The sequence below is a fragment of the Leptotrichia sp. HSP-342 genome, assembly GCF_041199995.1.
GTDB classification, from domain to species: Bacteria; Fusobacteriota; Fusobacteriia; order Fusobacteriales; family Leptotrichiaceae; genus Leptotrichia; species Leptotrichia mesophila.
Genome location: NZ_CP165646.1, coordinates 1,297,488 through 1,311,437, shown reverse-complemented (window position 1 = coordinate 1,311,437; position 13,950 = coordinate 1,297,488). Strand labels below are relative to the sequence as shown.

At 30.3% G+C, this 13,950-nt stretch carries 18 protein-coding genes; all 18 read left to right on the top strand.

Going from position 1 to position 13,950, the window contains the following annotated elements; translation table 11 throughout:
• Positions 1-2 precede the first annotated feature (2 nt).
• The 18 genes from AB8B23_RS06780 to AB8B23_RS06695 all read left to right on the top strand — a co-directional run bounded on the left by AB8B23_RS06780 (position 3) and on the right by AB8B23_RS06695 (position 13,941).
• Positions 3-986, top strand: coding sequence for an NAD-dependent epimerase/dehydratase family protein (locus tag AB8B23_RS06780; protein ID WP_369712111.1), 984 nt, complete (start codon positions 3-5; stop codon positions 984-986).
• Entirely contained in the window at positions 949-1,779 is an 831-nt protein-coding gene (locus tag AB8B23_RS06775; protein ID WP_369712110.1) for an MBL fold metallo-hydrolase, read from the top strand. Before AB8B23_RS06780 ends, AB8B23_RS06775 begins: the two co-directional genes overlap by 38 nt.
• Complete coding sequence (locus AB8B23_RS06770) at positions 1,763-3,037, top strand: F390 synthetase-related protein (RefSeq protein ID WP_369712109.1); 1,275 nt, start codon at positions 1,763-1,765, stop codon at positions 3,035-3,037. The genes AB8B23_RS06775 and AB8B23_RS06770 overlap by 17 nt, the downstream gene beginning before the upstream one ends.
• Entirely contained in the window at positions 3,034-3,963 is a 930-nt protein-coding gene (locus AB8B23_RS06765) for a 3-oxoacyl-[acyl-carrier-protein] synthase III C-terminal domain-containing protein (RefSeq protein WP_369712108.1), read from the top strand. Before AB8B23_RS06770 ends, AB8B23_RS06765 begins: the two co-directional genes overlap by 4 nt.
• 164 nt (positions 3,964-4,127) lie before the next feature.
• A complete protein-coding gene (locus tag AB8B23_RS06760; RefSeq protein ID WP_369712107.1) occupies positions 4,128-4,889 on the top strand; it encodes a YwqG family protein in 762 nt (253 codons plus the stop codon).
• 27 nt (positions 4,890-4,916) lie between these two features.
• Positions 4,917-5,591 (top strand): Fic family protein, encoded by a 675-nt coding sequence (locus AB8B23_RS06755; protein WP_369712106.1) that lies wholly within the window; start codon positions 4,917-4,919, stop codon positions 5,589-5,591.
• A gap of 50 nt (positions 5,592-5,641) precedes the next feature.
• Entirely contained in the window at positions 5,642-7,060 is a 1,419-nt protein-coding gene (leuC, locus tag AB8B23_RS06750) for a 3-isopropylmalate dehydratase large subunit (protein WP_369712105.1), read from the top strand.
• Between the two features lie 63 nt (positions 7,061-7,123).
• The gene (locus AB8B23_RS06745; RefSeq protein ID WP_369712104.1) at positions 7,124-7,750 is read left to right on the top strand and encodes a glutathione S-transferase family protein; all 627 of its coding nucleotides are present in this window, start codon (positions 7,124-7,126) and stop codon (positions 7,748-7,750) included.
• A gap of 98 nt (positions 7,751-7,848) precedes the next feature.
• Positions 7,849-8,424: a 3-isopropylmalate dehydratase small subunit gene (gene leuD / locus AB8B23_RS06740; protein ID WP_039901318.1), complete on the top strand. Its 576-nt coding sequence runs from the start codon at positions 7,849-7,851 to the stop codon at positions 8,422-8,424.
• A 17-nt stretch (positions 8,425-8,441) separates the two neighbouring features.
• On the top strand, positions 8,442-8,981 hold the full coding sequence (locus AB8B23_RS06735) for a hypothetical protein (RefSeq protein ID WP_369712103.1): 540 nt from the start codon (positions 8,442-8,444) through the stop codon (positions 8,979-8,981).
• Positions 8,982-9,015: 34 nt separating this feature from the next.
• The gene (locus AB8B23_RS06730; RefSeq protein WP_369712102.1) at positions 9,016-9,822 is read left to right on the top strand and encodes a DUF2262 domain-containing protein; all 807 of its coding nucleotides are present in this window, start codon (positions 9,016-9,018) and stop codon (positions 9,820-9,822) included.
• A 37-nt stretch (positions 9,823-9,859) separates the two neighbouring features.
• The gene (locus AB8B23_RS06725; protein WP_369712101.1) at positions 9,860-10,330 is read left to right on the top strand and encodes a hypothetical protein; all 471 of its coding nucleotides are present in this window, start codon (positions 9,860-9,862) and stop codon (positions 10,328-10,330) included.
• 22 nt (positions 10,331-10,352) lie between these two features.
• Positions 10,353-11,390 (top strand): alpha/beta hydrolase family protein, encoded by a 1,038-nt coding sequence (locus tag AB8B23_RS06720; protein WP_369712100.1) that lies wholly within the window; start codon positions 10,353-10,355, stop codon positions 11,388-11,390.
• Between the two features lie 247 nt (positions 11,391-11,637).
• Positions 11,638-11,796 carry a hypothetical protein gene (locus AB8B23_RS06715; protein ID WP_369712099.1) on the top strand — a complete coding sequence of 53 codons (159 nt, stop codon included), beginning with the start codon at positions 11,638-11,640 and terminating at the stop codon, positions 11,794-11,796.
• A 13-nt stretch (positions 11,797-11,809) separates the two neighbouring features.
• A complete protein-coding gene (locus AB8B23_RS06710) occupies positions 11,810-12,256 on the top strand; it encodes a hypothetical protein (protein WP_369712098.1) in 447 nt (148 codons plus the stop codon).
• 56 nt (positions 12,257-12,312) lie between these two features.
• Positions 12,313-13,278: a DUF3829 domain-containing protein gene (locus AB8B23_RS06705; RefSeq protein ID WP_369712097.1), complete on the top strand. Its 966-nt coding sequence runs from the start codon at positions 12,313-12,315 to the stop codon at positions 13,276-13,278.
• 120 nt (positions 13,279-13,398) lie between these two features.
• Complete coding sequence (locus AB8B23_RS06700) at positions 13,399-13,662, top strand: type II toxin-antitoxin system RelB/DinJ family antitoxin (RefSeq protein WP_369712096.1); 264 nt, start codon at positions 13,399-13,401, stop codon at positions 13,660-13,662.
• Between the two features lie 3 nt (positions 13,663-13,665).
• Positions 13,666-13,941: a type II toxin-antitoxin system YafQ family toxin gene (locus tag AB8B23_RS06695; RefSeq protein WP_369712095.1), complete on the top strand. Its 276-nt coding sequence runs from the start codon at positions 13,666-13,668 to the stop codon at positions 13,939-13,941.
• Positions 13,942-13,950: the final 9 nt, after the last annotated feature.

The following is a 13,950-nucleotide window of genomic DNA, read 5'->3' as shown; positions in this document are numbered from 1 at the left end:
CGATGAAGGTTTTAATCACAGGGGCAACTGGTTTTCTAGGAAAATATGTAGTTGAAGAATTAAAAAATAATGGTTATCAGGTTATTGCATTTGGAAGAAATGAGAAAATTGGAAAGACTTTGATTGACAGTAATGTTGAGTTTTTTAAGGGAGATATAGAAAATAAGGAAGATTTGCTAAGGGCTTTTCAAGGATGCAGTGCAGTAATCCATGCTGCGGCATTATCTACAGTTTGGGGTAAATGGAACAATTTTTATAAGGTAAATGTGCTAGGAACTCGAAATATTGTTGAAATTTGTGAGAAGCAGGGATTAAAATTAGTTTTTGTTTCATCTCCAAGCATATATGCTGGGGCAAAGGATCAGCTAGATGTTAAGGAAAATGAGGCTCCAAAGGATAATAACCTTAATTTTTATATAAAAAGTAAAATTATGGCAGAAAATATAATTAAGAATTCCAAGTTAAATTATATGATAATTCGTCCACGTGGATTATTTGGAATAGGAGATACAAGCATAATTCCAAGACTTCTAGATTTAAATAAAAAGATGGGAATACCTCTTTTTGCTGACGGGAAACAAAAAGTCGATGTAACTTGTGTTGAAAATGTTGCCTATGCTTTAAGGCTGGCACTAGAAAACGAAAAGTATTCAAGGCAAACTTATAATATAACAAATGATGAGCCGATAGAATTTAAGGAAATTTTGACATTGTTCTTTAACGAGATGGGAACAGAAGGCAAATATTTAAAATGGAACTACAGACCAATTTTAACTTTGGTTTCAATTTTAGAAAAAATTTATAAACTTTTCGGAATTGAAAAAGAGCCTCCTCTTACCAAATATACGCTATATTTAATGAGATACAGCCAAACTTTGAATATTGACAAGGCAAAAAAAGAATTAGGATACTATCCGCAAATATCTGTCCTTGAAGGAGTAAAAAAATATGTTAAGCACATCAGAGAAAATGATAGAAAAAGTTGAATATTTTGCCTGCGGCTATTGTACAAATGATTTAAAGAAGGTTTTTAAAGGTTTTGGTAAGACAGTAGTTGATTTTTATGCGGGAGTGTTTTTGATAAAGCATAAAAGGATGGGCTATATTCTCTATGATACTGGTTATTCTATGAATATTTTAAAAAATAAATTTAAATATTTTTTGTATAGATTTCCCAATCCGATAACCTTAAAAAAAGAAGATACAATTGATTACCAGCTTAGAAAAAAAGGTATAAGCATAGAAGAAATAAAATATATAATTGTTTCACATTTACATCCTGATCATATTGGGGGATTGAAATTTTTTCCAAACTCTAATTTAATATTAACTGAGACTTGCTATAATAGTTTTAAGTCAAAAAAAGATAATTTTCTGATTTTTAATGAACTTCTGCCAGATGATTTTGAAAATAGATTGACATTGATAAGAAAGGGAAATTATGAGGAAAACAAGTTGTTCTTGTATAAAAATAGTTTTGATTTATTTTCTGATTCATCTATGTTTATGGTCGAGATAGACGGACATGCAAAAGGTCAGGCATGCGTATATATGCCAGAATTAAAACTGTTTATTGGTGCTGATGTATGCTGGGGGACTGAATATCTTCCATTTACAGATAAAATGAAATGGCTTGCTAGAAAAATACAGAATAACTTTGAGGATTATCAGCAGGGAAGTGATTTTTTAAAAAAATTGTTAAAAGATGATATTTCTGTTGTAGTCAGTCATGATAATAAAGAAAAGGTAAAGAGGATATTGAATGAAAAAAATATTTAAGATTATATCAAGTTTTATAAAAATAAGATATTTTAATAAATGGGATTCACGAGATAAACTTTTGGAATATCAGAAAAAGCAGGTAAATAAACACTTAAAATTTCTAAAAGAAAAATCTCCATATTTTAAAACTCATGAAATTTCTGAAAATTTTGTTATGAATAAAGCATTTATGATGGAAAATTTTGATGAACTTAATACTTTAGGAGTAAAAAGGGATGAAGCCATGGAAATCGCCTTAAATAGTGAAAAAACAAGAAATTTTGATCAGAAATACAAAGATATTTCAGTAGGACTGTCTTCTGGAACTTCTGGACATAGAGGAATGTTTATTACTACTCCTGAAGAGCAAGGTATATGGGCAGGGACGATTTTGGCTAAAATGCTGCCTAAAAATAGCATTCTTGGACATAGAATAGCATTTTTCCTAAGAGCGGACAATGATTTGTATAAATCTATAAATTCTTTTTTAATAAGTTTGGAATATTTTGATACTTTTAAAGATATTGATGGACATATTGAGAGGTTGAATGAATACAATCCAACTATTGTTGTTGCTCCCCCCTCCTTACTACTAATGCTGGCTAAAAAGATAGAGGAAGGCAAGTTGAAAACTTTTGTGAAAAAGGTTGTTTCAGTTGCAGAAATTTTGGAAAAACCTGATGAGGAATATATAAAAAAGCAGTTTAATTTAAAAGTAATTCATCAGATTTACCAGGCGACAGAAGGTTTTTTAGCCTGTACTTGTGAATATGGACATCTTCATTTGAATGAAGATTTAATAAAATTTGACAGGAAATATATAGATGCAAAAAGATTTTATCCGATAATTACAGATTTCAGGAGGACAAGCCAGCCTTTTGTAAATTACTATTTGAATGATATTCTAGTTGAATCAGAAGAACCATGTGAGTGTGGTTCTGTTTTACAGAGAATTGAAAAGATTGAAGGGCGTTCAGATGATATTTTCAGGTTTATAAATAAATTTGATAAAGAAATTACTGTATTTCCAGATTTTATTAGAAGAACAATACTTTTTGCTGAAAATATAAGAGAATATCAGGTTTTTCAAATAAATAGCAATTTACTGGAGATTGCAATTTTGAATGTAAATAATGAACAAGAAAAACTAGTAAGAAAAGAATTTGATAAATTGTTCGATTCTTTGAATATAGAAAATGTAGAAATCAGATTCATAGATTATAAAACAGACAGCACAAAAAAATTAAAAAGGATAATAAGAAAGGTTATAGAATGAGAAGAATTCAATTTAAAGGATATGGAATAGAATTACCAAAAAATACAGTTGAACTTAAAGGACAAGTTCGTTATAGAATAAGTGAAGGTGAAAGCCAAATTTCCCTTGCTGTTTCCGCCTGTGAAAAAGCGTTAAAAAATGCAAATATAACAATTAATGATATTGATTGCATAGTTTCAGCCAGTGCTGTTGGAATACAGCCTATACCATGCACAGCAGCCCTAATTCACGAAAAAATAGCAAAAGGGACTTCAATTCCAGCTTTTGATATAAATACTACCTGTACAAGTTTTATAACTGCTCTGGATACCATGTCATACCTTGTAGAAGCAGGAAGATATGAAAGAGTACTGATAGTTTCCTGCGATGTAGCTTCAAAAGCCTTAAATCCAAAACAAAAGGAAAGTTTCCAGCTTTTTAGTGATGGTGCAGCAGCATTTGTAATTGAAAAGACTGAAAAGGAAATAGGAGTTATTGATGCAATACAGAAAACATGGTCAGAAGGAGCACATTCGACTGAAATTCGAGGAGGTTTAAGCAATTTTCATCCCAAAAATTATTCTGAAATGACAAAAGAGGAATATATGTTCGATATGAACGGAAAAACAGTATTGTCACTTTCAATAAGTAAAATTCCTGAATTAATGAAAAATTTTCTAAAAAATAATGGAATGAAAGTCTCAGATATAGATATGACAGTTCCCCATCAGGCTAGCGTTGCAATGCCTCTTATAATGCAAAAGTTAGGAATAGAAAAAGATAAATTTTTAGATGAAGTCAAGGAATTTGGAAATATGGTATCAGCATCTGTTCCTATAACACTAGTTCATGGACTGGAAAATGGAAGAATTAAAAGCGGCAATACAATCTTGCTTATTGGAACAGCGGCTGGACTTACTACAAACATGATGATAATTAAATTATAGTTATAATTAATAATAATTTTTTTAAGTTTGGGATTTTTATGTTAAAATAAAGAAAGTAAATTTAAAACTTGGAAGAGGTATGAAATGGAAGAGAAAGAAATAAAGATTTTAGCAAAAGATATTTTTAATAAAATAGAAAAAAGTATCAAGAAACGGCAAAAGAAATGATTGTTGCAGATGCTTCGGTCAATGCTTCAAAAGAAATAAAAATAACGGATAGCAAAATTGAAGGGATTCCATACATTCCAAAAGGGAAAAAAATTCCAACAAATTCAAAAGAACAACAATTTATGTTTCTTGCACAGATAAATTGTGAAGATTTGAAGGGGCTTGAAGATTTCCCGCAGGAAGGAATTTTGCAGTTTTGGGTTTTGGGAGAAGATTTGCTGGGATTGGATTTTGATGATTATACGAATCGAGATGGATTTGATGTAATTTATTATGAAAAAATTGAAGATTACTATTCGGAAGATGAGTTTAAGGAAATGTACAATCCTTATAAATTTGATTTAAAGTATATGGAAACTTTAATAGCAAGTGAACCTTGTAAAATGAAATTTTTTTTGGAAAAACAGAAAGAAAGTTTTAATTATGAACTTTTAGATAACTTGTTTAAAGAAGTGCTAGAAGAAGAAAGTTTAGGATTTAATGAAAAAGATAAATTATACGAAGAAGTAGAAAAATTATACGATGACGAATTCTATGAAGAAATTGTTGGGACAAAATGCAATGGATTTCCATATTTTACTCAATGGGAACCAAGAGATGATGAGCAGATGAAAGAGTACGATACATCATTGTTTCAAATTGATAGTGGAAAAGAAGTTATGATTGGAGATAGTGGGGTAATGCACTTTTTTATTAATCGTGAAAAATTGAAAAATAAAGATTTTTCAGATGTTTTTTATCATTGGGACTGCTATTAATTTTATAAGAATAGAAAGTTGGAGAAAATGGATATAAAAGATATAAATTATGAATATTTTTTAGATTTATCAGTAAGAATGACATATCATTCAAATGCCATTGAAGGAAATACATTGACATTGAATGAGACGGCTACAATTATTTTGGATAGCATAATACCAGGTAGCAAGAGTGTTCGTGAAGTTTTTGAAGTTTTGAATCATAAAAGGGCGATTGACTATATGATAAGTGAACTTGAAAATGATAAAAAACTTGATATTTACGTGATAAAGAGTATAAATAAGGAAATTTTGGATAGGTTAAATGATAATGCAGGAAATTTTAAAAGAAATAGTAATGCCATAATCGGTGCAAATTTTGAAACTTCTACACCAAGTCAAGTACCAATCCTTACAAAAAATTGGATTGAAAATCTTAATTATAGGCTTGAATTATGTAAAAATGATGATGAAAAATTATTGGAGATATTAAACTCTCATATAGAATTCGAACGAATTCATCCTTTTAGTGATGGAAATGGACGAACGGGAAGACTGATTATGATGTATCTGTGTTTTCAGGAAAAAATAGCTCCATTTGTAATCGAAAAGGAAGATAGAGCCTTGTATATGAGTTATTTAAGGGAACAAAATGTAGATATTATTTTTGAAAAAGTAAAGGAATTACAGAAATTTGAACAAAAAAGAATAGATAAATTTTAAAAAAATTTATAAATAAAAAAAATTGGAGAGAAAAATTGGAGGATAAAAAAATGTCAGAAATGAAAAATGAAATGAAAAAACCAAAAACTTTGTTTGATAAAGTTTGGGAGAAACATGTAATTACAGGAGAGCCTGGAGAAGCACAATTGCTTTATATAGATTTACACTTAATTCACGAAGTTACTTCGCCACAGGCGTTTTCGGGATTGAGACTTGCTGGAAGAAAGGTTAGACGACCTGATTTGACTTTTGGAACGATGGATCATAACACGCCTACGATAATGTCGCAAAGAATGAATATTAGAGATAAGGTTTCTAAGGCACAGCTTGATGCACTTGCTGCGAACTGTAAGGAATTTGGGATTGAACTTGTTGATATGTTTAATGAAAATAATGGAATTGTGCATATGGTGGGGCCTGAGCAAGGACTTACGCAACCTGGAAAAACTGTAGTTTGTGGAGATAGCCATACTGCGACCCATGGGGCATTTGGAGCAATTGCATTTGGAATTGGGACAAGTGAGGTTGAGCACGTTCTGGCAACACAGACAATTTGGCAAAAGAAACCTAAGACAATGGGAATTGAAATTACTGGAAAACTGCAAAAAGGTGTATATGCAAAAGATATTATTTTACATATAATAAAGACTTATGGAATTGGACTTGGAAATGGATATGCCTTTGAATTTTTTGGAGATACAATAAGAGGGCTTTCGATGGAAGAAAGAATGACAATATGTAATATGGCGATTGAAGGTGGAGGAAAATCAGGAATTATCGCACCTGATGAAACTACATTTAATTATGTGAAAGGAAGAAGGTTTGCACCAAAAGGTGAGGAATTTGAGAAAAAAGTGGCTGAATGGAAGGAATTATATACAGATTCTGTAGAAGCCTTTGACAAACATATAAAAATTGATGTTACAAATCTTGAGCCACAAGTTACCTGGGGAACAAATCCTGAAATGGGAATCAATGTTACAGAAAAATTTCCAGAAATCAGAGATCATAATGATGAAAAAGCATACGAATACATGGGCTTAAAACCAGGACAAACTCCATTTGACATACCTTTAAAGCACGTATTTATCGGATCTTGTACAAATGGAAGATTGAGCGACCTGGAAATTGTCGCAAAAATTGTAAAAGGAAAGAAAGTTGCGCCAAATATTACGGCAGTTGTAGTTCCTGGTTCACAAGTTGTTAAAAAAGCGGCTGAAGAAAATGGAATTGCACAAATATTAAAAGATGCAGGATTTGAATGGAGAGAAGCTGGATGCTCCACTTGTCTTGGTATGAACCCTGACTTGATAACAGCTGGAGAGCATTGTGCCTCAACTTCTAACAGAAATTTTGAAGGACGGCAAGGAAAAGGTGCAAGAACACATCTAGTAAGTCCTGCAATGGCTGCTGCGGCTGCAATTTATGGGAAATTTGTGGATGTAAGGGAATTGGATGAAGTAAAATAAGAGAATTGATACTGGTTAATGATAATTAATAAGAATAAAAAAATTGAAAGAGAGAAAAATACTATGAAAAAGATAACTTTTTATACAAATCCACGTTCGAGAGGGGCGATTGTAAGATGGATGCTAGAAGAATGCGGAGCAGAGTATGATGTAGTGCCTGTTCATTTTGGTAAAGAAATGAAATCAGAAAAATATCTTTCAGTAAATCCAATGGGGAAATCTCCAGCACTGGAGGTAGATGGAAAAGTAATTACAGAAACAGCAGCAATATTAATATTTTTAGCAGACATGTATCCTGAAAAAAACTTGATACCACCAGTTAATTCTTTGGAAAGAGGAGAATTTTATCGTTGGATGTTTTTTCTAGTTCAATTAGAATATGCTTTTATTGACAAGTTTTTTGATGTTCCATCAAGTGAAGAGAGAAGAAGTGTAGGCTATGGAGATTACGATACAGCATTAAATACCTTAACTGAATTTTTAAAAGGCAAAAAATATGTAATAGGAAATAATTTTACCGTGTTAGATTTGTATTTTACAGCAACATTAAGATGGGCAATATTTGTAGGGGGAATGCTTCCAAACGAAGGTATACTTGTGGATTATATGAATCAACATTTAACAAGAGAAGCAAATGTAAAAGGAAAGGAACTAGATCAAAAATTAGCCGAATCAATGGGGATAGTGTAGAAATTTAATCAAAAAAGGGATAAAAGATAAATTGAAAAACTCTTTTAAAAATTAGTTAAAAATAGAATTTTTATATATAAAAAATGAAGGAGAAAAAAATGAAACCATTTACAAAATATGAAGGAACAATCGTTCCAATAATGAATGACAATATTGACACGGATCAATTAATTCCAAAACAATATTTAAAAAGTATCGAAAAAACAGGATTTGGGCAATATGTGTTTGATGAGTGGAGATACAATGAGGACAGAACAGATAATATGGATTTTAATTTAAACAAGCCTGAATATAAGACAGGAACAATTTTGATTACAGGAGATAATTTTGGGTGCGGTTCGAGCAGGGAACATGCGGCTTGGGCATTGCAGGATTATGGATTTCATGTAATTGTTGCAGGAGGGTATTCAGGAATATTCTACATGAACTGGCTAAATAACGGACATTTGCCAATAACTTTGCCAGAAGCTGATAGACTGGAACTGGCTAAACTTCCTGGGGATGCTAAAGTGGTAGTTGATTTGGAAAATAACAAGCTGACAGCAAATGGGAAAGATTATTTCTTTGAGCTGGAGGAAAGCTGGAAACAGAGATTACTGAAAGGGCTTGATTCGATTGGATTGACATTGGAACATGAAGATGAGATTAGGAAGTATGAGGAGAATCATAAGTAGTCAAAAAAGGAGTAAAAATGAAAAATTGGGAAATCATAGATGGAGAGTATACTCGTAAAGTGATGTGGATAAATCACGAAATAGAGATGAAATTATACTGTAATGGTGAAGATGATATTGACGAAGATGAACTTGATGAAGTAGAAGTCGAAGAAATGGTTGAAAAAATTTTAGAAAATAAAGAATATTGGGATAAAAAGTGTAAGAATATATTTGCTGATGAATTTGTTGACTGGTTTAACGAAGAAGAATGGGTAAAGCCAGAATATGCTGAAATTTATTATGAAACAAAGAGTATTGATGAAGTGGAGAAAAAATTGCTTAAAATTATTGGAAAAGAAGATACAGAAGAAATTATGAAGAATAATTTTTTAACAAAAGAAGCATTTAAAAAGTTGCTTGATAATGAAGACATGGAAATAATAATTGATTATAGTGAGGTAGAAGAAAATTCTAATTTTACAATAGCTATGCATGAAAAATTATTTTTTGTTGATAAAATGTTTTATGCTTGTTGTAATTTTAATGGTGAAATAGACGAGTATTATATGGGCTAACTTTCTTAAATTTTTTTAGAAAGGAAAATCAGATATGGAAATTCAGGATTTTCGAGAAAGTTCACATAGCAGTTATTTTAAAGAATGGTATGGGAAAGTTATTTGGAAAGGTGAAGAAATACGAGTAAGTCTAACAATTTCCAAAAAATATGATAATGTTGAACTTGAAAAAGAAAAAATGTTTAAAATTTTGGAAGAATTGTATTTTAATCAGGATGAATGGAATAAAAAAGTGAAAGATACGATGGTTAAGTATTTTTATGATGTGCTGAATGATGATTTTTTTGATGATGGAGTATTTCCAGAGTATCCAACTTGCTATGATATGTTATTTGAAATTTTAAAAGACGATTTTACAAAAGAAGAAGCAGAAAGAATATGGAAAACAAAAGTATTTCCATTGGATAAGTATAGAAATTATATTTTTGTTGATAATATTCAGATAACAAGTGAAGGAAATTTTTATTTTGAAGTAGCTGATGATTATACAGTTGTGGGGGATAACTGGATTTGGTTAAAAGGGAATATTGATAAGGGATTTTTTGCTGCAAGTTTTGATGATCTTTTTGAATTTGTCACTGACTTAGAATTAAATGACGAGTTTTCTTCAATTCTTCGGGAAAAATTTAAAATAGGTTATGCAGATGCTAGTAGTTTTTTTGTATCAAGAAGAGAAGGCTTGACAAAACTTTATTATAAGAAGAATCACAAATTAGCGGCAATTGGAAATTATAAAGCTGGGAAAAAAGAGGGAATTTGGGAATTCTATGATGAGGATGGGAAATTGACTAAAAAGGTTAATTATGTTAATGATATTGCTGAGGAAGAAGTTGTTTATTGAAATAATAGAATAAAAATTAGAAAGGAAAATTTAAAAGATGGCAGAAAAATCAAAAGAACAGTTGAAAGTAGAAGAATATTTCAAGCAAAATGGGATAGAATATCATAAAAATTGTATTTATGGTATTAAAAGAGAAAGAAATTTGAATTCATTTTTGATGATGGGACTTATTGGATTGATTATGAAAGCAGGAATGAAGCCGTGTTATATACTTTTTAAGGAGAATGAAATATTGTTTTTCGAAATTGGAATGCTTGGTGGAATTAAAGGACTTTTAACAAGAATAGATGTTGATGATATAGAAAAAATTGATTTAAAAAAAGGAATCTTAAACTATAAATTGACAATATCAGTAAGAGTTGGGGATAAAATAAAAAAAGAAATAATAAATTTTGCCCAAATTAATGGAAAGACATGGTGGATGCAGAATAGAAATAACTTGATTGAAAGTGGATACTTTGAAAAATTGGCTGAAAGAGTGGGCAAAAGAAGAATGTTGGAACAATAAATAAAAAAAGAAAGGTGGATTTATGAAAAAAATATTACTTTTATTGTTAATTTTAGCAACTTTTGTAGTATCTTGCGGGAACGGAGGCAAAAATTCAAATGCAAATACAGAAGTTCAAAAGAGTGAGAAAAATAGTAAACAAATTGATGACAGTTTTGGAGTTGAAATATATGGTGAAACTTTGGAAGAAGCACATAAAAATTTTAAGACAACTTTGATTGAAGGCCAGTCGGAATTTGTACCAGACGGAAAATTGGCTGTACCGCCTAAAGATAGTGGAGTGGAATTAGTAAAATATCCAACTAAAATTGGAGAAATGGAAGGATATATCACCCCAAAAAATGATGGTAAAAAGTATCCGGTAATAATGTATTTAAATGGTGGATTTGGTGGAACAATGGAAATCTGGGGAAAAGAGGCTCCAAAAGATAATTATCAAAGAGCAGATGCATTTAAAAGAGATGAATTTGTTCTATTTGTCCCAAGTGCACGTGCTGAAAATAACAATCCTGGTAAATTTGAGATGTTTTATGGAGAAATTGAAGATTTAGAAGAAGCTAGAAAGTATGTCGCTTCACTGCCTTATGTTGATCCAAATAGAATTTATCTTGTTGGGCATAGTACAGGTGGGACAAAAGCAGTATTATTAAGTGAATATTCGAAAGGATTTAGAGCAGTTTTTGCAATGGGAGCGGCAACAGAACTTATGTCATTAGAAAAATATGACTACGCTGGAATGAATCCTCCATTTGATAGAACAAACCCTAGAGAAATAGCGGTTCGTTCATCATTAAGATATATGCGTTCAATCACAGCTCCAACATTTCATTTTGAGGGAAAAGATGACAGTCAGCCAGTTTACAGAGTTATGCAAAAAGTTGCAGATAAATATCAGATTCCATTTAAATCATATGAAATAATTGGTGGAAACCATTTTAACATTATTTATCCGTTGACAACAATGATTGCACAGAAAATCTTGGCTGATACAGGAGCAAAAACGAATATTCAGTTTAGCAATGGGGATTTGGATGTGATTTCAAAAGGGATTGTTAAATAGCAGATAATTTGATTTCAGAAATTTGATTGAAAATGAAAAATTGAGAAATTGTGGATGTAAAAGCAGAGGATGTGAGTTATAAAATAAATTTTAAGTTTTGAGAATAATCTAAAAAAGGAGATGTTTATGTGGTCAAAAGGAATTGAGTATAGAAAGAGAGAAAAAGAAAAATTCTCTAAAATAAGTTCAAAAGATTTACCGTTTGATGTGTTTGTAAAAAATGGAGAATTAGTCAGCTGGAGAAGAAGTGGCTGGTGTAAGAGATCTTATCAGTTTTACAAAAAAAGCTGTAATCGGAATTTTAGAAGAAATAAAAATATTGAAACTTCAGTTAAAGGGAATTATTATAGAAAGTGCTATGAGTTGCAGTATGCTTGGATTTAACAAAAAATTTTCAGATGACTAGGAGATAAAAAATTATGCGAACTATCAAAGAATGGAATAAAATAATAGAAAATTATTTTAATGAAAATAATATTGAGTATGACAGGAATTATTTGTGTTTTTTTCCTGAAATCAATTTTGTAAAAGTATTTTTTGATAAAAATCTTTTTTATGATTTTAACAAGGATTTGAAAGGAAGTATCATAGTTTTGTTTAAGAAAGATAATATAGAAATATTTTCGTGTGATGTAACATTTAAAATATCTTCTGGAATGGAGCTTTCAAATATAGGTAAAATGAGGAAAATAATCCCACGGGAAAAAGTGAAGGTTTTAAAATTAGTAAAAAAAATAATGAGATATAAATTATATTTTAAATTAGATAATGAAGGTAAAGTTTTTAGAATTGAGAAATTTTTTAGATTTAATAAAAGTTGGATATCTGAAAATATAAATTATTTGATAGAAAATAAACTGATATAACTTCATAATGAAGAAAACGACTGAAAAAATAAAATTTATGATATGGAGAAAAATTAATGAAAAGAAAAATACTGTTTTTAATTATGTTATTAACATTTGTAATGTCTTGTGGGAGTAAAAAAAATAGCGATAGTAATGGTAATGACTTAAAAGATGTTGGAAAGTTTAATTATTATGCGAGTGTCTATAATGATATGTCAGAGATTAATGCAGGAATTTCTGAATATTTTAGGGAAGCAGGAGAAGCGGAGAAGATTAAAAAGTCTGAAACTGTGAAAAATATAACTGTCAATGAAGGTACGATTGAGAAACTTCAAAAAGGGATTTCTATAAATTATAAAATGGAAAATCTGGATAAGGTGGCGAAGGAATTGCTGCCAGTATTGAAAGAATTAAAAATTGTTACAGATGATATGAATAATTATTATTCTGGAAAAGATTATACAAGTGATAATTTTGCAAAGGCACAGGAGTTACATACCAAATTTCTTGCGATTATAAAAAAATATGAAAAACTTGATAATGAATTTGGAGCTGCGCTTGTGGTACGGGAAAAGGAAAATTTTGAAAGCAGCTTGAACAAATATAAGAAAGACAATAGTTTGATAAAGTATAATATGCTTGTACTAATAAATGAGTCTAAAAATTTTATTGGAGAAATGAAAAATCAAAATTTGAATACAGCAAACTATACTCAAGGCGACTTAACAAAGTTAAAGCCAATACAGCAAAAAATAGTAGAAACTTCAAATAATCTTCAGAAGCTGATAAAGGATGAAAAACAGTTAAAAAAAGAGAAATTTAGAGCTGAAGAGTTTACAACGTTCCAACGTAGTCTTGCGAGTTACAGGGCTTCTATAGCTTCATTTATTTCAAGAATAGAAAGAAAGCACCCAGCCAATCCTGGAGAAATTAAACAGCCTTGGATGACAGAAAGTACAGAAGGTATGCCTAACAACGTTTTGAGAGAATATGGGAATCTAGTTGATGATTATAATAGCATTATGGGAAAATCAAATTAATTTACTGAGTTAGAGTTTTTTTATGAAAATATAAATAATTTAATATATGAGGTTGATTTTTACACTATTTAATAATATAATTACGTTGTATAACAAAAGTATTACAAAGGAGTGGTAAAAATGGCTACAGTAACAGCTAGAGTTGATGAAAATGTGAAAAAAGAAGCGGAAACATTATTTAAAAAAATGGGGCTTAATATGAGTACTGCTATGAATTTATTTTTGAAGAAATGTATTTTGGAGCAGGGGATTCCGTTTGAGTTGAAAGTTCCAAATGGAGAAACTTTAAAGGCAATGCAGGAAACTGAAGATATTTTAAGTGGTAAAATTGAGAGAAAAGGGTATAAAAGTGCCGAAGAATTATTTGAGGATTTAGGGGTTTAGTTGATGAAATTGATAATAAAGACAACCAAAAGGTTTGATAAGGACTTAAAAAAATTGAAGAAAAGAAAATATGATTTAACATTACTGGCACAGATTATTAATAAATTATCTGACAGTGAAATTTTGCCTGAAAAATATAGAGATCATTATCTTACTGGCGTTTATAAAGGATTTAGAGAATGTCATATTCAGCCTGACTGGCTTTTGATTTATAAAATTGAAAAAAATATTTTGGTTTTAACGTTGTCAAGAACAGGGACACATTCGGATTTGTTTTAAGTTGGAGAA